General features: G+C 39.9%; 18 protein-coding genes and 3 pseudogenes. 19 read left to right on the top strand and 2 right to left on the bottom strand.

Annotation, left to right across the window (positions count from 1 at the left end):
* The first annotated feature begins 39 nt into the window (after window positions 1-39).
* The 19 genes and pseudogenes from uvrA to HT703_RS02080 form a co-directional block, all read left to right on the top strand.
* Window positions 40-2,871, top strand: a complete 2,832-nt coding sequence (uvrA, locus tag HT703_RS02165) for an excinuclease ABC subunit UvrA (protein WP_172929894.1) — start codon at window positions 40-42, stop codon at window positions 2,869-2,871.
* Entirely contained in the window at window positions 2,864-3,925 is a 1,062-nt protein-coding gene (locus HT703_RS02160; RefSeq protein ID WP_054392563.1) for a Xaa-Pro peptidase family protein, read from the top strand. The genes uvrA and HT703_RS02160 overlap by 8 nt, the downstream gene beginning before the upstream one ends.
* 131 nt (window positions 3,926-4,056) lie before the next feature.
* A complete protein-coding gene (gene spx / locus HT703_RS02155; protein WP_000591165.1) occupies window positions 4,057-4,455 on the top strand; it encodes a transcriptional regulator Spx in 399 nt (132 codons plus the stop codon).
* A gap of 60 nt (window positions 4,456-4,515) precedes the next feature.
* Window positions 4,516-5,085, top strand: a complete 570-nt coding sequence (locus HT703_RS02150; RefSeq protein WP_054392564.1) for an SP0191 family lipoprotein — start codon at window positions 4,516-4,518, stop codon at window positions 5,083-5,085.
* 86 nt (window positions 5,086-5,171) lie between these two features.
* Window positions 5,172-5,438, top strand: a complete 267-nt coding sequence (locus HT703_RS02145; RefSeq protein ID WP_000507059.1) for an IreB family regulatory phosphoprotein — start codon at window positions 5,172-5,174, stop codon at window positions 5,436-5,438.
* A 3-nt stretch (window positions 5,439-5,441) separates the two neighbouring features.
* Window positions 5,442-5,861: a Holliday junction resolvase RuvX gene (gene ruvX, locus HT703_RS02140; protein ID WP_054392565.1), complete on the top strand. Its 420-nt coding sequence runs from the start codon at window positions 5,442-5,444 to the stop codon at window positions 5,859-5,861.
* Between the two features lie 15 nt (window positions 5,862-5,876).
* Window positions 5,877-6,182 (top strand): DUF1292 domain-containing protein, encoded by a 306-nt coding sequence (locus HT703_RS02135; protein WP_000017620.1) that lies wholly within the window; start codon window positions 5,877-5,879, stop codon window positions 6,180-6,182.
* A 9-nt stretch (window positions 6,183-6,191) separates the two neighbouring features.
* Entirely contained in the window at window positions 6,192-6,314 is a 123-nt protein-coding gene (locus HT703_RS11945; protein ID WP_274379570.1) for a hypothetical protein, read from the top strand.
* Between the two features lie 123 nt (window positions 6,315-6,437).
* Window positions 6,438-7,688 carry a folylpolyglutamate synthase/dihydrofolate synthase family protein gene (locus tag HT703_RS02130; RefSeq protein WP_054392566.1) on the top strand — a complete coding sequence of 417 codons (1,251 nt, stop codon included), beginning with the start codon at window positions 6,438-6,440 and terminating at the stop codon, window positions 7,686-7,688.
* Between the two features lie 83 nt (window positions 7,689-7,771).
* Window positions 7,772-8,236: pseudogene (locus tag HT703_RS02125) on the top strand (SP_0198 family lipoprotein).
* Between the two features lie 145 nt (window positions 8,237-8,381).
* Complete coding sequence (cls, locus tag HT703_RS02120; protein ID WP_000877327.1) at window positions 8,382-9,914, top strand: cardiolipin synthase; 1,533 nt, start codon at window positions 8,382-8,384, stop codon at window positions 9,912-9,914.
* Window positions 9,915-10,169: 255 nt separating this feature from the next.
* Complete coding sequence (locus HT703_RS02115; RefSeq protein ID WP_172929893.1) at window positions 10,170-11,708, top strand: damage-inducible protein CinA; 1,539 nt, start codon at window positions 10,170-10,172, stop codon at window positions 11,706-11,708.
* A gap of 119 nt (window positions 11,709-11,827) precedes the next feature.
* Window positions 11,828-14,035 carry an anaerobic ribonucleoside-triphosphate reductase gene (gene nrdD / locus HT703_RS02110; protein WP_172929892.1) on the top strand — a complete coding sequence of 736 codons (2,208 nt, stop codon included), beginning with the start codon at window positions 11,828-11,830 and terminating at the stop codon, window positions 14,033-14,035.
* Window positions 14,036-14,065: 30 nt separating this feature from the next.
* Window positions 14,066-14,824, top strand: coding sequence for a hypothetical protein (locus HT703_RS02105; protein WP_023939686.1), 759 nt, complete (start codon window positions 14,066-14,068; stop codon window positions 14,822-14,824).
* A gap of 11 nt (window positions 14,825-14,835) precedes the next feature.
* Window positions 14,836-14,976, top strand: a complete 141-nt coding sequence (locus tag HT703_RS02100; protein ID WP_000521618.1) for a hypothetical protein — start codon at window positions 14,836-14,838, stop codon at window positions 14,974-14,976.
* Between the two features lie 43 nt (window positions 14,977-15,019).
* Window positions 15,020-15,520, top strand: a complete 501-nt coding sequence (locus HT703_RS02095) for a GNAT family N-acetyltransferase (protein ID WP_054392569.1) — start codon at window positions 15,020-15,022, stop codon at window positions 15,518-15,520.
* Between the two features lie 5 nt (window positions 15,521-15,525).
* Window positions 15,526-16,122, top strand: coding sequence for an anaerobic ribonucleoside-triphosphate reductase activating protein (gene nrdG, locus HT703_RS02090; RefSeq protein WP_054392570.1), 597 nt, complete (start codon window positions 15,526-15,528; stop codon window positions 16,120-16,122).
* Window positions 16,119-16,370 (top strand): annotated as a pseudogene (locus HT703_RS02085) (phosphoribulokinase); the annotation flags it as partial. The gene nrdG and the pseudogene HT703_RS02085, both read left to right, overlap by 4 nt.
* Window positions 16,362-16,508 (top strand): annotated as a pseudogene (locus HT703_RS02080) (transposase); the annotation flags it as partial. The pseudogenes HT703_RS02085 and HT703_RS02080, both read left to right, overlap by 9 nt.
* A gap of 273 nt (window positions 16,509-16,781) precedes the next feature.
* Here the strand turns inward: HT703_RS02080 and HT703_RS12085 are convergent.
* The gene (locus HT703_RS12085; protein ID WP_172929891.1) at window positions 16,782-18,044 is read right to left on the bottom strand and encodes an ABC transporter permease; all 1,263 of its coding nucleotides are present in this window, start codon (window positions 18,042-18,044) and stop codon (window positions 16,782-16,784) included.
* 14 nt (window positions 18,045-18,058) lie between these two features.
* Window positions 18,059-18,919 carry an ABC transporter ATP-binding protein gene (locus HT703_RS02070; protein WP_054392572.1) on the bottom strand — a complete coding sequence of 287 codons (861 nt, stop codon included), beginning with the start codon at window positions 18,917-18,919 and terminating at the stop codon, window positions 18,059-18,061.
* Window positions 18,920-19,088 lie beyond the last annotated feature (169 nt).

Raw genomic sequence — 19,088 nt, 5'->3', positions numbered from 1 at the left:
GGTATAATGGTAAGCAATAATGGACTAGAAAGAACAAAGATGCAAGATAAAATTGTCATTCATGGGGCGCGTGCCCATAATTTAAAAAATATTGATGTGGAGATTCCGCGAGATAAGCTGGTTGTCGTGACTGGCTTGTCAGGTTCAGGGAAGTCCAGTCTGGCTTTTGATACCCTCTATGCGGAGGGACAACGTCGCTATGTAGAGAGTTTGTCCGCCTACGCTCGTCAGTTCTTGGGCAATATGGAAAAACCAGATGTAGATGCTATTGATGGTCTCAGCCCAGCTATTTCTATCGACCAGAAAACGACTAGCAAAAACCCTCGTTCGACGGTGGGAACAACGACTGAAATCAATGACTATCTGCGTCTTCTCTACGCACGTGTGGGGACGCCTTACTGTATCAAGGGGCATGGAGCTATCAAGGCTTCTTCGGTGGAGCAAATCGTTGATAAGGTTTTGGAGTTACCTGAACGCCAGCGCTTGCAGATTTTGGCCCCTGTCATCCGCAAGAAAAAAGGTCAACATAAGAGTGTTATCGAGAAGGTTCAGAAAGATGGGTATGTTCGTGTCCGTGTGGATGGAGAAGTCTATGATGTAACCGAAGTGCCAGAGTTGTCTAAGAGCAAGCAACACAATATCGATGTCGTGGTTGACCGTATTGTTATCAAGGAGGGCATTCGTAGTCGTCTCTTTGATTCCATTGAGGCTGCCCTTCGTATCGCAGAAGGCTATGTCATTATCGACACTATGGATGACTCTGAGTTGCTCTTCTCTGAGCATTATGCCTGCCCAGTTTGTGGCTTTACTGTGCCAGAGTTAGAGCCTCGTCTCTTCTCTTTCAATGCTCCCTTTGGCTCTTGTAGTGAGTGTGATGGCTTGGGCATCAAGCTGGAGGTGGATACTGATTTGGTAGTGCCAGATGCCAGTAAAACCTTACGTGAGGGAGCCTTAGCTCCTTGGAATCCTATCTCATCCAACTACTATCCAAATATGCTAGAGCAGGCTATGACAGCTTTTGGAGTGGATATGGATAAGCCTTTTGAGAACTTGTCAGAAGAGGATAAGAACTTGATTCTCTATGGGTCAGATGGCAAGGAATTCCATTTCCACTATGAGAATGAATTTGGTGGCGTGCGCGATATTGACATTCCTTTTGAGGGAGTTGTCAATAATATCAAACGTCGCTATCACGAGACAAACAGCGATTACACGCGCACCCAGATGCGCCTTTACATGAATGAGCTGACCTGCGGAACTTGTCGTGGTTACCGTCTTAATGATCAGGCCTTGTCTGTCCGTGTTGGTGGCCAGCAAGGGCCACATATCGGAGAAATCTCAGACTTGTCTATCGCAGACCACTTGGACTTGGTGAGCCAGCTGACCTTATCTGAAAATGAAGCTATTATTGCTCGTCCTATTCTCAAGGAAATCAAGGATCGTTTGACCTTCCTTAATAACGTGGGTCTAAACTATCTAACCCTGTCACGTTCAGCAGGAACCCTTTCAGGTGGGGAAAGTCAGCGTATTCGCTTGGCAACCCAGATTGGTTCTAACCTATCAGGTGTCCTCTATATCCTGGATGAGCCGTCAATCGGTCTCCACCAGAGGGACAATGACCGTTTGATTGCCAGTCTCAAAAAGATGCGTGATTTGGGTAATACTCTTATCGTGGTGGAACACGACGAAGATACCATGCGTGAGGCGGATTATCTGATTGACGTTGGTCCTGGTGCGGGAGTATTTGGTGGGGAAATCGTCGCTGCAGGGACACCCAAGCAGGTAGCTCGCAACAGTAAATCTATCACAGGTCAGTACTTGTCAGGTAAGCGTGCTATTCCAGTGCCAACAGAGCGCCGTGCCGGAAATGGTCGTTTTATCGAAGTGACAGGAGCGTGTGAGAATAACTTGCAAAATGTTACTGCTCGCTTCCCGCTAGGGAAATTCATCGCGGTGACAGGGGTATCAGGTTCAGGGAAATCGACCTTGATCAACAGTGTCCTCAAAAAAGCCATTGCCCAGAAGCTCAACCGCAATTCAGATAAACCTGGTAAGTTTAAGGCTATTACAGGGATTGAGCATGTCGACCGCTTGATTGATATTGACCAGAGCCCTATCGGACGGACGCCGAGGTCCAACCCAGCTACCTATACAGGTGTCTTTGACGATATACGTGACCTTTTTGCTCAAACAAACGAAGCCAAGATTCGTGGTTACAAGAAGGGGCGCTTCAGTTTCAACGTCAAGGGTGGTCGTTGTGAAGCCTGCTCAGGTGATGGGATCATCAAGATTGAGATGCACTTCTTGCCAGATGTTTATGTGGCTTGTGAAGTATGCCACGGAACCCGCTACAATAGTGAAACCCTAGAAGTTCACTACAAGGAAAAGAATATCTCGCAGGTCTTGGATATGACCGTCAATGATGCGGTGGAGTTTTTCCAACACATTCCGAAAATTCAGCGTAAACTTCAGACTATCAAGGATGTGGGACTGGGCTATGTGACGCTAGGGCAACCAGCTACCACCCTTTCTGGGGGAGAAGCCCAGCGTATGAAGCTGGCTAGTGAACTCCACAAACGATCGACAGGAAAATCTTTCTACATTCTGGATGAGCCGACGACAGGACTCCATACCGAGGATATCGCTCGCTTGCTCAAGGTTTTAGCTCGCTTTGTCGATGATGGCAATACAGTTCTTGTCATTGAGCACAATCTGGATGTTATCAAGACGGCAGACCATATTATTGACTTGGGACCTGAGGGCGGTGTCGGTGGTGGAACCATCATCGCAACAGGAACTCCAGAAGAAGTAGCGGCCAAGGAAGCCAGCTACACAGGACATTATTTGAAAGGAAAATTACATCATGAATAAACGCGTACAAGCATTTCTAGCTAAAATGCAAGAAAAAGAACTAGATGGTATCATCATCAACAATCTTAAAAACGTCTACTACTTGACTGGTTTTTGGGGCTCAAACGGAACAGTCTTTATCAGCCGCGACCGTCAGGTCTTGGTGACAGACTCTCGCTATATCATTGCAGCTAAGCAAGAAACCAGTGGCTTTGAGATTGTGGCTGACCGTGATGAATTGGCTGTCATTACAGGAATTGTTAAGGACATGGGCTTATCTCGAATCGGTTTTGAAGATGAGATTTCAGTCTCTTATTATCACCGTATGCAGGCCGCCTTTGAAGGAATTGACTTGCTTCCACAAACTCAGTTTGTCGAAGGTCTTCGAATGATTAAGGATGAAGCGGAGATTGCAGCTATTCGCAAGGCTTGTTCTATCTCAGACCAAGCTTTCCGCGATGCGCTTGACTTTATTAAGCCAGGAAAGACTGAAATTGAGATTGCCAACTTCCTTGACTTCCGCATGCGTGAGTTGGGAGCATCTGGCTTGTCTTTTGACACCATTCTAGCTAGCGGTATCAACTCTTCCAAACCCCATGCCCATCCTATGCACAAACCAGTGGAGTTAGGGGAAGCTATTACCATGGACTTCGGATGTCTTTATGATCACTATGTCAGCGATATGACACGAACTATCTACTTGGGGCATGTCAGTGACGAGCAGGCAGAGATTTACAATACGGTTCTCAAAGCCAATCAAACTTTGATTGGCCAGGCAAAGGCTGGCTTAGGTTTCCGTGACTTTGACAAAATCCCTCGTGATATTATCATCGAAGCAGGCTATGGCGACTACTTTACTCACGGTATCGGACACGGTATTGGGCTGGATATTCATGAAGAGCCTTACTTTAGCCAAACTTCTATAGAAACTATTAAGGCAGGCATGGCATTGACAGATGAGCCAGGTATCTATATCGAAGGCAAATATGGTGTTCGTATCGAGGATGATATCCTGATTACAGAGACAGGTTGTGAATTGTTGACCCTAGCTCCAAAAGAGTTGATAGTCATTTAGTTATTTGTCAAGAAAAAAGTACGAAAATGACGAAAAAAGTTAAAAAAATTTAAAAATAGGTCGCAAGTCGGATGTTTTTTATGGTATAATAGACTAAACTGATAGTAACATGTAGCGAAAGGGGTAGGTACATGATTAAAATTTATACAGTCTCAAGTTGTACTAGCTGTAAAAAAGCAAAAACCTGGCTCAATGCCCACCAGTTAAGTTATAAAGAACAAAATCTTGGTAAAGAAGGAATTACGAGGGAAGAATTACTGGATATTCTAACCAAAACAGATAACGGAATAGCCAGCATCGTTTCGTCTAAAAATCGCTATGCCAAAGCCCTTGGAGTGGATATTGAAGATTTGAGTGTCAACGAAGTCCTCAATCTGATTATGGAAACACCGAGAATTTTAAAGAGCCCAATCCTTGTAGATGAAAAACGCCTGCAAGTTGGCTATAAGGAAGACGATATTCGTGCCTTCCTACCACGCTCTGTCCGTAATGTAGAAAATGCAGAAGCACGTTTGCGTGCAGCTCTATAAACATCAAGACTGGGAGCAACTCCCAGTCTTATTTTAATTTCAAAAAGAAAGAAGAAAGAAATGAAAAAAATAGTTCTTGTTAGTCTAGCTTTCCTTTTTGTCCTGGTTGGTTGTGGACAGAAAAAAGAAACTGGACCAGCTACAAAAACAGAAAAGGATACGCTTCAGTCGGCATTGCCAGTTATTGAAAATGCCGAGAAGAATACAGTTGTCACCAAGACTTTGGTCTTGCCCAAGTCAGATGATGGTAGCCAGCAAACCCAAAACATTACATACAAGGATAAGACTTTTTTGAATCTAACCATTCAACAAAAGCGTCCAGTCTCAGATGAGTTGAAGACCTATATTGACCAACATGGTGTGGAAGAAACTCAAAAAGCTCTCCTTGAGGCGGAGGAGAAGGATGAGTACATCATAGAAGCTCGTAAATTGGCAGGCTTTAAGCTTGAAACAAAACTATTGAGTGCAACAGAACTTCAAACAACGACTAGTTTTGATTTTCAAGTTCTGGATGTCAAGAAGGCTTCTCAGTTAGAATATTTGAAGAACATTGGCTTAGAAAATCTCTTGAAGAATGAACCAAGCAAATATATTTCAGACAGATTGGCAAATGGTGCGACAGAACAATAGAAAATCCAAATAAATAGACTGCCTGAATTGTAGAACGTAAGGAATTATGCTATAATGGTACTATTCTAAGGAAAGAGGGTGTTAGAATGGGATTTACTGAAGAAACAGTACGTTTTAAATTGGACGATTCCAATAAAAAAGAAATTAGCGAAACTTTGACTGATGTCTATGCTTCGTTGAACGATAAGGGCTACAACCCAATCAACCAAATCGTAGGTTACGTATTGAGTGGAGACCCTGCCTACGTTCCTCGTTATAATAATGCACGAAATCAAATCCGTAAGTATGAGCGCGATGAAATCGTTGAAGAATTGGTCCGATACTACCTTAAAGGACAAGGAGTTGATCTATAACCTATGAGAATTATGGGATTGGACGTCGGTTCAAAAACGGTAGGGGTGGCTATTAGCGATCCGCTCGGTTTTACAGCTCAAGGACTTGAAATCATCCAAATAAATGAGGAGCAAGGCCAATTTGGTTTTGACCGCGTTAAGGAGTTGGTTGATACTTACAAGGTGGAACGATTTGTAGTGGGCCTGCCTAAAAACATGAACAATACAAGTGGACCGCGCGTGGAAGCTAGTCAAGCATACGGAGCAAAGCTAGAAGAGCTTTTTGCTTTACCAGTAGACTATCAAGATGAACGCTTGACAACAGTGGCTGCTGAGCGCATGTTGATTGAACAAGCAGATATCAGTCGTAATAAGCGTAAGAAAGTCATTGATAAGTTAGCAGCTCAGCTGATTTTACAAAATTATTTAGATAGAAAATTTTAATATAAAGGAGAGGCTATGTCACACGATCATAACCACGACCACGAAGAACGTGAATTAATTACACTAGTAGATGAGCAAGGAAATGAAACCTTGTTTGAAATCCTTTTGACCATTGACGGAAAAGAAGAATTTGGTAAAAACTATGTTCTTCTAGTACCAGTTAACGCAGAAGAAGACGAAGACGGACAAGTTGAAATCCAAGCTTACTCATTCATCGAAAACGAAGATGGAACAGAAGGCGAATTGCAACCAATCCCAGAAGACTCAGAAGACGAATGGAACATGATTGAAGAAGTCTTCAATAGTTTTATGGAGGAGTAAAAACGTCCTGTGGACGTTTTTAGCCCAGCGCTAGAAATTAGAAACGCAGGTAGTCTGGGGAACTGTATCAGCCCAACTCCCAGAAATGGGGAAGAGTTGGAACATCCAGGGGATGTTTTTAGTCCAAGTTAATATTCATAGTTGCTAGTGATTAGCTAACCAGGGAAGAGGTCGGGACGAAAATCCTGACCTCATTTTTTGTTATCTACGGAATTTTGCTAGATAATTGATTAGACATTTATCAAGGAGATGTGTATGTTTGAAGTAGAAGAATGGCTCCATAGTCGGATTGGTTTGAATTTTCGATCAGGTTTGGGCCGAATACAGCAAGCGGTGGATTTGTTAGGAAATCCTGAGCAGTCTTACCCTATTATCCACGTAACAGGGACTAATGGGAAAGGATCTACCATTGCTTTTATGAGGGAGTTATTTATGGGACATGGCAAAAAAGTTGCGACCTTTACCTCTCCTCATATCATCTCCATCAATGACCGAATCTGCATTAATGGGCAACCAATAGCTGATGCAGACTTTATCCGTTTGGCTGAGCAGGTCAAGGAGATGGAGAAAACGCTTCTGCAAACTCATGACCAGTTGTCTTTTTTTGAGTTGCTGACCTTGCTTGCTTTTCTCTATTTTAGGGAGCAAGAAGTGGATTTGGTTTTACTAGAAGTGGGAATTGGCGGCTTACTTGACACGACCAATGTGGTAACTGGAGAGATTGCTGTCATCAGCTCCATCGGGCTTGACCATCAGGAGACCTTGGGTGATAGTCTGGAAGCAATCGCAGAGCAGAAAGCTGGTATTTTCAAGGCTGGTAAAAAGGCTGTGATTGCGAAGTTGCCTCCAGAAGCTAGGCTTGTCTGTCAGAAAAAAGCAGAATCTTTAGCTGTTGACCTTTATCAGGCGGGCCAAGATTTTTCAATGCTGAATGGTGATTTTTCAAGTTCTTTGGGAACTTTTTCGCAGCTGAAAATAGGTTTAGAAGGAGCTTATCAGCAGGAAAATGCAGCTTTGGCGTTGCAAACTTTTCTTCTCTTTATGAGGGAAGAAAAGGAAATTGTTGATGAGCAGGCTGTAAGACAGGCTTTAGCGAAAACCTATTGGGCTGGTCGTTTGGAGCGTATTTGTCCTCAGATTTATTTGGACGGTGCTCATAACCTCCCTGCCTTGACTCGCTTGGTTGAGTTTATCAAAGAAAAAGAGCAGGAAGCCTATCGTCCTCAAATCCTCTTTGGGTCCTTGAAACGGAAGGATTATCAAGGGATGTTAGGTTATCTGACTGAGAATTTGCCTCAGGTGGAACTCAAGGTAACTGGCTTTGATTATCAGGGAGCTTTGGACGAAAGGGATGTGACAGGTTACGATATAGTTTCTTCTTACCGAGAATTTATCAGCGATTTTGAAGAAAGAACAGATGCTCAGGATTTGTTATTCATTACAGGGTCTCTCTATTTTATCTCAGAAGTACGGGGCTACCTGCTGGGGCATGAACAGATAAATTGACCACCTTTTTTGAACTTGTTATACTAGGGGAATTGCTGGTTAGAGAAAATTTCTCTAAATTGGTAGTAGAAAGGAAATCCATCATGAAATTAAAAAGATTCACACTTTCTCTTGCTTCTCTAGCAAGTCTTAGTCTCTTAGTAGCTTGTTCACAAAGAGCTCAACAGATTCAACAACCAGCAGCTCAAGCACAAATATAACAAACTCAGCAATCACAACCTGCTGCTTCATCGTCTACAGAAAATACAAACCAGGTAGCAACAAGTTCTTCACAAAATGCACCTGAGGCTCAACCGACTGATATTGATGGGACTTATACAGGCCAAGATGACGGAGACCGTATCACTTTAGTGGTAACTGGAACGACTGGTACATGGACTGAGCTCGAATCTGACGGGGATCAGAAAGTCAAACAGGTCACATTTGATGCAGCAAATCAACGCATGATTATTGGTGATGATGTCAAAATTTACACTGTAAACGGTAATCAAATCGTCGTAGACGATATGGATAGAGACCCATCGGACCAAATCGTTTTAACTAAATAAGACTATGCAAGTAGGAAGGGCTGGATTTTTCAGCCTTTTTACTTTTGCTTAGAAAATAATCATAAATACTTGCCTTCTGTCGAATACCTGAGTTATACTAGTATCAATTACTTGTTTTTAGCATTCAAAATATCAAGGAGGGGATATGAAATATAGAAAATTTCAATTATTGATGTCCAAGTATGGCTTTAGTCTTTCGATTATGCTACTTGAACTTTGTCTGGTTTTTGGTCTCTTTCTTTATTTAGGGCGCATGGCCCCCATTTTATGGATTACTGTCCTCATTCTACTGAGTATCATCACAATCATTTCGATAGTCAACCGTAATACGACTCCTGAGAATAAGGTAACCTGGTTATTAGTAGCCTTTGTGCCAGTATTTGGCCCCTTGCTCTATCTGATGTTTGGTGAGAGGCGATTGTCCAAAAAAGAAATCAAACAACTGAAGAAGCTAGGCTCCATGCATTTCCAAGAAGCAAATAGCCAGCTACTAAAAGAGGAATTAAAAGAAAGTGACAAGGCGGCATATGGCGTCATTAAGTCCTTATTGAGTATGGATACCAATGCTGATGTCTATGATCAAACTGCCTCTACATTTTTTCCTAACGGAGAAGCTATGTGGAAAAAGATGGTAGAAGATCTCAAAAAGGCTGAGAAATTTATCTTCTTGGAATATTACATTATAGAAGAAGGTTTGATGTGGAATCGTATTTTAGAAATCTTGGAGCAAAAAGTTGCTCAAGGCATTGAAGTTAAACTGCTCTATGACGATATTGGCTGTATGGCTACTTTAACAGGAGATTATGCACATCGACTTCGTCAGCTAGGCATCGAGGCCCATAAATTCAATAAAGTTATTCCTCGTTTGACAGTGGCCTATAATAACAGAGATCATAGAAAAATATTGATTGTTGATGGTCAGATAGCCTATACTGGTGGGGTCAATCTGGCAGATGAGTACATTAACCACGTCGAGAGATTTGGTTATTGGAAGGATAGTGGAATTCGCTTAGACGGGCTAGCAGTAAAAGCCCTGACACGCTTATTTTTGACCACTTGGTACATCAATCGAGGAGAGATTAGTGATTTTGATCAATATCATTTAGAAAATCATTCTATCCCGAGTGACGGTTTAACCATTCCATACGGAAGTGGACCAAAGCCAATTTTTCGAACGCAGGTAGGGAAAAAGGTTTATCAGAGTTTGATCAATCAAGCAACGGAATCGGTCTATATTACGACACCTTATTTGATCATAGACTACGATTTAACGGAGACAATCAAAAATGCTGCTATGAGAGGAGTTGATGTTCGGATTGTCACCCCTTACATACCAGATAAGAAGTTCATTCAGTTAGTCACAAGAGGCGCTTATCCAGACCTTCTTTCTGCTGGTGTTCGAATTTATGAGTATAGCCCAGGTTTTATTCATAGCAAGCAGATGTTGGTAGACGAAGATTTTGCGGTGGTGGGGACAATCAATCTCGACTACCGAAGCTTGGTACACCATTATGAAAATGCAGTCTTACTCTATAAAACTCCTTCTATAATGGAAATCGCCCGAGATTTTCAAAATATATTTGCAGATTCTCAGGAAGTTTATCCCCATTCTATCAAAACGAGCTGGTATCAAAAGCTTGTAAAAGAAATCGCCCAGTTATTCGCCCCAATCTTATAAGAAATCTAGGACTTAGGAAATGACCGAGTCCTCTTTTTCTTGCTTTTTACGAATAGAAAGATATAGGGAGGGACGATGCTGACTCAGAAAGAATTGGATTATATCATAACATTTAAACAGACACATTTACACCGATTTCGAGAAATTGAAACCTTTGTGAAACTATGCAAAAAATCACTCAAACAGCCATCGCAAGCTGACAATCCTAGGACTTTTTGATATACTAAGACAGATAAATTGAATAGGAGAAACGATATGAGTGTGTATGGTAGAGTAGAAGAAGTTCATCAGGAGAATCGTGAACCTCTAGAATACCAAATCGAACAAGAATCGCATCATCGTGAATCAAGTCGTCTTCCTTTGGTGAAAATTTTACTATGGAGTACACTTGTAACGGGGATAACTCTAGGAGTACCGCTATTACTCGACTTAATGAGTGCACAGGAAGTGCAGGATTTTTATGCAGGTTGGGCGCTTCATCAGACAGGGAAGATTTACAGCGACTATTATGGAAGTCAAGGTTTGCTTTATTATTTGCTGACTTACGTGAGTCAGGGCGGATTTTTCTTTGCCATCTTTGAGTGGTTAGCCTTGGTAGCAGGCGGATTTTTCCTTTTTAGATTAGCGGACACCTTGACAGAGCAAGGAGACCAAGCTGGACAAGTGGTGACTATTTTTTATATGCTAGTTACAGGTCTTGCGTTTGGTGGAGGTTATGCGACTCTTTTAGCGCTTCCCTTCTTATTCGCGGCCTTTAGTTTAATTGCGGCTTATCTAAGTAATCCAAACCATGATAAGGGATTTGTACGGATTGGGCTGGCTTTGGCGGGCGGATTTTTCTTTGCTCCCTTGGCATCGCTCCTGTTTATTGCTGTAGTGAGTTTAGGCTTGTTGGTCTTTAACCTTGGGCATAGACGCTTTGTGCATGGGTTTTATCAGTTTCTTGCAGTGGCTTTAGGTTTTTCACTTGTCTTTTATCCAACTGCCTACTATAGTGTTGCAACAGGAAGTTTTGGGGATGCCATTAGTGGTATTCGCTATCCCATTGACAGTATTCGCTTTGATTTCACTTCTAAAATTTTAGAGAATATGGCTTTTTATGGCTTGTTGTCCCTTGGTTTGGGATTTGTGGTTTGTATCTTTTTAGGTCTCTTTCAATCCAAACCCTCTAAACTATACGTCATTTCGGTTCCTGCAAGTCTTGTGACAATTTTAGGTTTGATTTTACTTTTCTTTTCACAAGAGCCTCTGCACGCTTCTTATTTGATGGTCGTCTTTCCTGTTTTTCTACTTTTATTGGTAACCAATATTAAGAGTCAACAGAGGGGGCGTAGTGTTAGACGAAGACGAAGAGAAACGCCAGTTAGTCTATGGAGTCGTTTTTTCAAAGGAAATCTATATCTGCCAGTTTTAGGGCTTGTCTATCTTTTGTCTATTCCTTTTTTGATGAAGTTTGTCCTTTATCCGGTACCTTATCAAGAACGTGATCGTCTTGCTGATTTAGTAAAAGAGGAGACGAATACGGAAGATGCTATCTATGCATGGGATGATACTGCGACTCTTTATCGTAAGAGTGAGCGCTTGTCGCCATCGGCTATTTTGTCCCCGATGCACTATACAGCAGCTGAGGAAAACCGGAATAAGCTACTTAATGACTTGAAAGAAAAACAACCTAAGGTGATTGTGGTAAATGACAAAGTGCCAGTCTGGTCTGAAGTAGAAACAATCTTGAAAGAAAATTACCAACAAGTAAAGACGGATTACTCAGAGTTTAAAGTCTATAAAATCAAATAACCAAATCAATATCTTGTGTATTTTTAAAAATTTTATGATTTTTACCACAAGATATTGATTTTTCTTTTTAGAGTGGTATAATACTTTTTAGAAAGAACATTTTAGAAAAGAGCATGCATATGATTGCACTAGAAGAAAAAATTACAATTTTGCCAACTCTCTTCGTCGAGAAACGAGATGGGAGACGTGTTGTATTTGATGTGGACAAGATTGACAAGGCTCTCCACAAGGCGGCAGACAAGGTTATGGATGTGACACCCTTGGTCGAAAAACGCCTCAATGCTCTGACCGAGCGAATTGTCACAGAAATTCATAGTCGCTTTCCAAAGGGAGTTAAGATTTATGAAATTCAAAATATCGTAGAACATGAACTGCTTGAAGCCAAAGAATATGCGCTGGCTGAGGAGTATATTACTTATCGGACACAAAGGGATTTTGAGCGATCAAAAGCGACAGATATCAACTTTAGTATCCATAAACTTCTCAACAAAGACCAAGCAGTTGTCAATGAAAATGCTAATAAAGACAGCGATGTCTTTAACACCCAGCGTGATTTGACAGCAGGAATTGTTGGAAAGTCAATCGGACTGCAAATGCTTCCTAAGCACGTAGCCAATGCCCATCAAAAGGGGGATATCCACTATCACGATTTGGACTACAGTCCCTATACACCGATGACCAACTGCTGTTTGATTGATTTCAAGGGTATGTTGGAAAATGGTTTTAAGATTGGAAATGCAGAGGTAGAAAGTCCCAAGTCTATCCAGACTGCGACAGCTCAGATTTCCCAAATTATCGCCAACGTGGCTTCTAGCCAGTACGGTGGTTGTTCAGCTGACCGTATCGATGAGGTCTTGGCGCCTTATGCAGAGAAGAATTATCAAAAACACCTTAAGGATGCGGAAGAGTGGGTCTTACCTGAAAAACGGGAAGATTATGCCTGGAAGAAAACCCAAAAAGACATCTACGATGCTATGCAATCCCTTGAGTATGAAATCAATACTCTCTTCACTTCAAATGGACAAACACCTTTTACTTCGCTAGGTTTTGGTATGGGAACCAATCGTTTTGAGCGTGAAATTCAAAAAGCTATCTTGAACATCCGAATCAAGGGCCTTGGTTCAGAACATCGAACGGCTATCTTCCCTAAACTGATTTTTACGCTGAAAAGAGGCCTTAACTTGGAAGAAGGGACTCCCAACTACGATATTAAGCAGTTGGCTCTTGAGTGTGCAACCAAGCGGATGTATCCGGATGTTTTGTCCTATGATAAGATTGTTGACTTGACAGGTTCCTTCAAGGTACCTATGGGCTGTCGTTCTTTCCTCCAAGGATGGAAAGACGAAAATGGTGTAGAAGTCAATTCAGGTCGCATGAATCTGGGTGTTGTGACGGTTAACCTGCCTCGTATTGCCCTTGAGTCTGAGGGCGACATGAATAAGTTCTGGGAAATCTTCAATGAGCGGATGAATATCGCTGAAGATGCTCTGGTTTACCGTGTCGAACGAACTAAAGAAGCAACACCAGCCAATGCTCCTATCCTTTATCAGTACGGTGCTTTTGGTCATCGTCTAGGTAAAGAAGAAAGTGTTGACCAGCTCTTTAAGAATCGTCGGGCAACCGTTTCGCTGGGTTACATCGGTTTGTACGAAGTGGCTACCGTCTTCTTTGGAAATAGCTGGGAACACAATCCAGAAGCCAAGGAATTCACGCTGGATATCATTCGTGATATGAAACGCCGTGTAGAAGAGTGGTCTGACCAATATGGCTATCATTTTTCTATCTACTCAACACCATCTGAAAGTCTGACAGACCGTTTCTGCCGACTAGACACAGAGAAGTTTGGCTCTATTCCTGATATCACAGACAAGGAATACTACACTAATTCTTTCCACTACGATGTTCGTAAAAATCCAACACCGTTTGAAAAATTGGACTTTGAGAAAGTCTATCCAGAAGCAGGTGCGTCAGGTGGTTTCATCCATTATTGTGAGTATCCAGTCCTCCAGCAAAATCCTAAGGCTCTGGAAGCTGTCTGGGATTATGCCTATGACCGTGTGGGCTATCTTGGGACCAATACTCCAATAGACCGTTGCTACAAGTGTGACTTTGAAGGGGATTTTGAACCAACTGAGAGGGGCTTTGCTTGCCCTAACTGTGGCAATAGCGACCCTAAAACAGTAGACGTTGTTAAACGGACTTGTGGATATTTAGGTAATCCTCAAGCGCGTCCGATGGTTAATGGACGTCACAAGGAAATCGCTGCGCGTGTCAAACACATGAATGGCTCAACTATTAAAATAGCTGGCCATCAAGTAACAAATTAGAAAGAAATGAAATGGGAAAATATCAATTAGATGATAAGAAGAGTATTATGTTGGATAAAAAGTAATTATCGGTTTGTAGTAGAGACGTTTGTAATTGGTTTTATGGGGATTTCCATCAGTGCTCAATCGAATCAATTAAGCAAGGTGGCTAATACTATAGCAGAACAGGCAAATAGTCTTTCAAAAGAGGCGAATAATGTAGCTAGAAAAGAATATGGAATTGAGATTACAGATATAGAGACGACTCCCCCTAAGTTGCATGCTCCAGCTACAATAATGGGGTTTGAAGGGCTTACGATTGTAGATAAGACGTTAAACTATAATATAAATATTCGTGAATTAAATGGTGTTCAACAATTAAAACTGCTATCTAAGAATGGAAATGTCATTCAAAGCGGTAGTTCGAAACGTCCGTATCTTCTTTTTAAAAGAGAGGAGCTCCAAAACGGTGAAGTTAATTTATATTTTTCAGATGAAATTCGAGAGGAGGATGGAAGTAAGATTATTCATTCGGCACCTTTAGCCACATCGATTGAAGCAAAGGAGCAAATTGGTTATTATCGTTACTTTTACATATTAGCGGAATATAATGAATCATTTCAATTGTATTTAGTGGCAATGAAAAACTCACATCAAGGAAAAGAATTATTTGAAAAATACAAAGTATATAATAAATTTGATATTCATGAGTTAAAATATTCGGATGATAAAGTATTTAAAGAGCTTGACCGTAAAATGGCAGATGAGTATGAAACTATTTATAATCAATACAATGAATTGAAGCATTAGAAAAGGAAAACATGGGAAAATATCAATTAGACGATAAGGGACGCGCACAAGTGACCCGTTATCACGAGAAACACTCTAAAGGTGGAGCTGGTAAAAAAGAACGCTTGCTCAACCTCAGAGAACAATTTTTAAATAAGAATAAGAAGAAATAAAAGTGAGAGTCAGCTCTCGCTTTTCTCTTAGTGGGAGGTAAGGATGGAACTACGAAGACCAAGATTAGCAGATAAAGAAACAGTTTTAGAGATGATGGCAGAGTTTGAGCAGACCCAATCAGCCCATGACGGAGGATTCTGGGATACAGAGAACTTTGTGTATGAAGAGTGGTTGGAAACAAATATGCAAAAAGAAATGGGAATAGGATTGCTGGAAAATCGCGTTCCATCAATTCAGTTCGTATTGTTTGATAAATCAGGCCATGCTTTAGGCTTTTTGAATCTACGGCTGAGACTACATGAGGGCTTGCTGAATCATGCTGGCCACATTGGCTACTCCATTCGTCCATCAGAAAGAGGCAAGGGTTATGCTAAGGAAACTCTCCGTCAGGGCTTGCAAGTTGCTAAGGAAAAGAATATTAAACGAGCTTTAGTGACTTGTAGCACAGAAAATCCAGCAAGCCGAGCTGTTATCTTAGCTAATGGTGGGGAGTTGGAGGATGTTCGAAACGGAACTGAGCGCTATTGGATAGACTTGGAGTAGACAGCATGACATGGAATACACCAAAACCTGGTGAATGGAAAAGCGAGGAGCTTAGTAAAGGGCGGATTATTGATTACAAGGCCTTTAACTTTGTCGATGGAGAAGGCGTGCGCAACTCCCTCTATGTCGCAGGCTGTATGTTCCACTGCGAGGGGTGCTATAATGTTGCGACTTGGTCTTTCAATGCAGGCATTCCCTATACAGCAGAATTAGAAGAGCAGATCATGGAAGATCTCGCTCAACCTTATGTTCAAGGCTTGACCTTGCTGGGAGGGGAGCCTTTTCTTAATACTGGGATTCTCTTGCCACTTGCTAAGCGGATTCGGAAGGAATTGCCAGACAAGGACATCTGGTCCTGGACCGGCTACACTTGGGAAGAAATGATGTTGGAAACTCCAGATAAACTGGAACTCTTGTCACTGATTGACATTCTTGTCGATGGACGATATGATCGAACTAAGAGAAATCATATGCTCCAGTTTCGAGGTTCGTCTAACCAACGAGTTATCGATGTGCAAAAATCGCTCAAAAGTGGGCAAGTAGTGATTTGGGACAAGCTCAATTACGGAAAAGAAAGCTATGAACAGGTGAAGAGAGAATGAAGAAAAAAGACTTAGTAGACCAACTAGTCTCAGAGATCGAGACGGGGAAAGTCAGGACACTGGGAATATACGGTCATGGAGCTTCGGGTAAATCAACCTTTGCTCAAGAATTGTACCAAGCTTTAGATTCTACTACAGTAAATTTGCTAGAAACAGATCCTTATATCACCTCAGAACGCCATCTGGTAGTGCCAAAGGACGCACCAAATCAAAAGGTGACAGCTTGTCTGCCGGTGGCGCATGAACTTTTACCTCTTCCTCCCTACTCATCTGAGTACAATCCTATTGAGAAAACATGGGCTCATATCAAAAAGCACCTCAAAAAGGTATTACCAAGTTGCAATACCTTTTACGAGTCTCTTCTGTCCTGCTCTTGTTTCAATTAACTATATCTATAGAGTAACATAAATCTCAAAAAATGGGGTGCCCCCCTCTGTTTGTTATGCAAAAAAATAGAAGATAGGATAGAGAATCGCTTTGATGATTTCAATCATATCTTCTATTCAAATAGTTAGCTCATTAAATTAATGATATTACTGAGTTCAATTCCCTCTCTTTTAATATCTTAAAGCCTCCCAATATCCATGACAATGAGATATTTTAGCTAAAATCAAAGAGTGTTCACAAAATTTGATGTAATAAACTCTTGATTAACATTGTTAAAATTGATTATTCAAAAATTTCCGGAGTTGCCTTTGTTTAACAGTGTTCAACCCCCATATATCCGATACTAACATCATCAATATAACAAGTGCAAAAATATATCCCATATTTGATAATGATGATAACGATGAAAAATAGGAGAAGTACACAGTCTTACTGAGATAAACTAAATTTAATCCTGTAGTTATTAGCACTGCACTAAAGAAAGATAAAAGAAAAATTAATATATTGTCAAAAAATATTATTGAAAAAATATACTTTTTCTTATACCCTAAGCTATATAAAATAGCTAACTCTTTTGATCTATTGATTATATATCCCTTATTTAAAAATGCAACTACTAATCCTATGACCAGAGAAATTACAGTCGAACCAACTATCAATATTCTCACTAAGCTACCATAAATATCACTAAAAGTTCCTGACCTCATATCATATCTGGAAGCTAATCGATACTTAGGAAATAGTTTTTGCAGATTTTTAGAAATAGTCTCTACATCACCAGTTATTTTTATTAACAATCCATCTTTGCTCGTCCCTACAGCATTTACATAATTTTCATAACTATCTACAATGTCTTTACTAGCCTTTGATGTTTCAGGAGTCAACGATAATATTTGTTTGTGATGCTCATATGATTCTTGACTTAAAAAATATTCAAGATTAGATTCTTCAAAATAAGATGAGTAAATTGGATAATTTGATTTCAAACTATTTTGATAATATGTTTGATAAACACCGCTAATTATTACTTTATCATTCTTTTTTTCCTTAGAGTATATATTTGCTGTTTCCAAATCAATTTCTTTTCTAAGAACTTTTTGATAGTCTTCAGTATTTAAATGTTGCAAAATAAAAGTATCTGGTACTAAAACTTCATTACTGTCATCCTTTGGATAGTCACCTGATAACAGGATTATATTCTCAGAATTATAATCTGAAATAAAGTATTTAGGAACATCGAGTTTTTGGAAATTGAATGAAAGTGAAGAAATTTTATTCCAGCCATAGTTAAACTTTCTTATTTTACTAGAAAAATCTTTTTCAGAAAAATTTAAATTTAAACTATTATAAGCATTGTTATAATTAGATTTTACACCATGATTAAATAAAATTACCTTCTCAATTCCATCAATAGATTCAACTTGTTGTTTATCTTTATCCGAAAAACCTATTCTCTTACCATCATAAGGGCTTTGTATATTATTTTCATTATAATCTTTTATTGTATCTGTATTGAGTTGCTGAGTAGATGCCACTATGACTCTTTCACTTATTCCAGAAAAAAACTCTCAAAACTAAGTAAAGAAGCTGAACGATACGCAGTAAAGCCTAGTATAAAAATAGATATTATTAAAGTCATAGGAACTATTAGAAGTAATTGCCTCTTCATATTTCGAATTGACTTATATTTTACATAATCTATAGTAAAATTAAAGGGAATTTTTCGAGTATTTTCGTTGAAGTTATCAGATAACTTTATATTTTCCTCTGTTCTCCTGACTTCTTTAATTGTTTTATCTTTTATCTCATATACAACATCTGCCAAATTAGCCAACTCTCTATCATGAGTGATATAGAAAATAAGAATCCCTCTATTTCTAAGTTTTTGTAGATATTTAAAAACTAATTGGCTGGTTGAAGTATCTAAGTTTCCTGTAGGTTCATCTAATAGTAAAATCTTTGGTTTTTTTATGGCTGCACGTGCAAGAGCTACCCTCTGCTTTTGCCCTCCGCTTAACTCAAAGCAAAACTTAGATTTCAAATCAAAAATATCTAATTCTTTCATGATACTTCCGATATCTGAATCCGGTGCATTACTTGCTAATTTTAAATTTTCAAAAACAGTAAAGTCTTCCAAAAGTTTATAATCTTGAAAAACTAATCCTATCTTTGATTCTCTTAACTGCGCCCATGTATCCAAACTATATTCTTTTGCGTTTTGCTTGAATAAAGTATACTCTCCTTCATACTCCTGATCTAAACCAAATAAAATATTAAACAATGTTGATTTACCTGTTCCGCTTTCACCTATTAAAGAATAAATTTTATTTGAGTCTTCTATATTGAGTGTAACTGAATTCAAAACTATTTTTTCTTTATATTTTTTGTCAAGATTTGAAATTTTCAACATACCTTTTACTCTCCAATGACATCTAAAAATAATATGAGAACCTGCTGTAGAATCACGGTACTAGTTAATTTTAAAATAGTTCAAATTTATGTCAGTATGATTTTATTATTTTTAATTGACTAAGCACCATGGATATATAATATATTTTCCCAAAAATAAAAGTTGAGTT

It is taken from the genome of Streptococcus sp. 3874 (assembly GCF_013276425.1).
Taxonomy (GTDB): Bacteria; Bacillota; Bacilli; order Lactobacillales; family Streptococcaceae; genus Streptococcus; species Streptococcus pseudopneumoniae.
This window is presented reverse-complemented; position numbering and strand designations above follow the sequence as displayed.

Bases quoted from the DNA above. Each gene is read 5' to 3' on its own strand.
- uvrA (WP_172929894.1), top strand. From the start codon at position 40: ATGCAAGATAAAATTGTCATTCATGGGGCGCGTGCCCATAATTTAAAA.
- HT703_RS02095 (WP_054392569.1), top strand. From the start codon at position 15,020: ATGGAACTACGAAGACCAAGATTAGCAGATAAAGAAACAGTTTTAGAG.
- HT703_RS02160 (WP_054392563.1), top strand. From the start codon at position 2,864: ATGAATAAACGCGTACAAGCATTTCTAGCTAAAATGCAAGAAAAAGAA.
- HT703_RS02115 (WP_172929893.1), top strand. From the start codon at position 10,170: ATGAGTGTGTATGGTAGAGTAGAAGAAGTTCATCAGGAGAATCGTGAA.
- HT703_RS02145 (WP_000507059.1), top strand. From the start codon at position 5,172: ATGGGATTTACTGAAGAAACAGTACGTTTTAAATTGGACGATTCCAAT.
- cls (WP_000877327.1), top strand. From the start codon at position 8,382: ATGAAATATAGAAAATTTCAATTATTGATGTCCAAGTATGGCTTTAGT.
- HT703_RS02105 (WP_023939686.1), top strand. From the start codon at position 14,066: ATGATAAGAAGAGTATTATGTTGGATAAAAAGTAATTATCGGTTTGTA.
- HT703_RS02150 (WP_054392564.1), top strand. From the start codon at position 4,516: ATGAAAAAAATAGTTCTTGTTAGTCTAGCTTTCCTTTTTGTCCTGGTT.
- ruvX (WP_054392565.1), top strand. From the start codon at position 5,442: ATGAGAATTATGGGATTGGACGTCGGTTCAAAAACGGTAGGGGTGGCT.
- HT703_RS02100 (WP_000521618.1), top strand. From the start codon at position 14,836: ATGGGAAAATATCAATTAGACGATAAGGGACGCGCACAAGTGACCCGT.
- HT703_RS02070 (WP_054392572.1), bottom strand. From the start codon at position 18,919: ATGTTGAAAATTTCAAATCTTGACAAAAAATATAAAGAAAAAATAGTT.
- nrdD (WP_172929892.1), top strand. From the start codon at position 11,828: ATGATTGCACTAGAAGAAAAAATTACAATTTTGCCAACTCTCTTCGTC.
- spx (WP_000591165.1), top strand. From the start codon at position 4,057: ATGATTAAAATTTATACAGTCTCAAGTTGTACTAGCTGTAAAAAAGCA.
- HT703_RS02135 (WP_000017620.1), top strand. From the start codon at position 5,877: ATGTCACACGATCATAACCACGACCACGAAGAACGTGAATTAATTACA.
- HT703_RS02130 (WP_054392566.1), top strand. From the start codon at position 6,438: ATGTTTGAAGTAGAAGAATGGCTCCATAGTCGGATTGGTTTGAATTTT.
- nrdG (WP_054392570.1), top strand. From the start codon at position 15,526: ATGACATGGAATACACCAAAACCTGGTGAATGGAAAAGCGAGGAGCTT.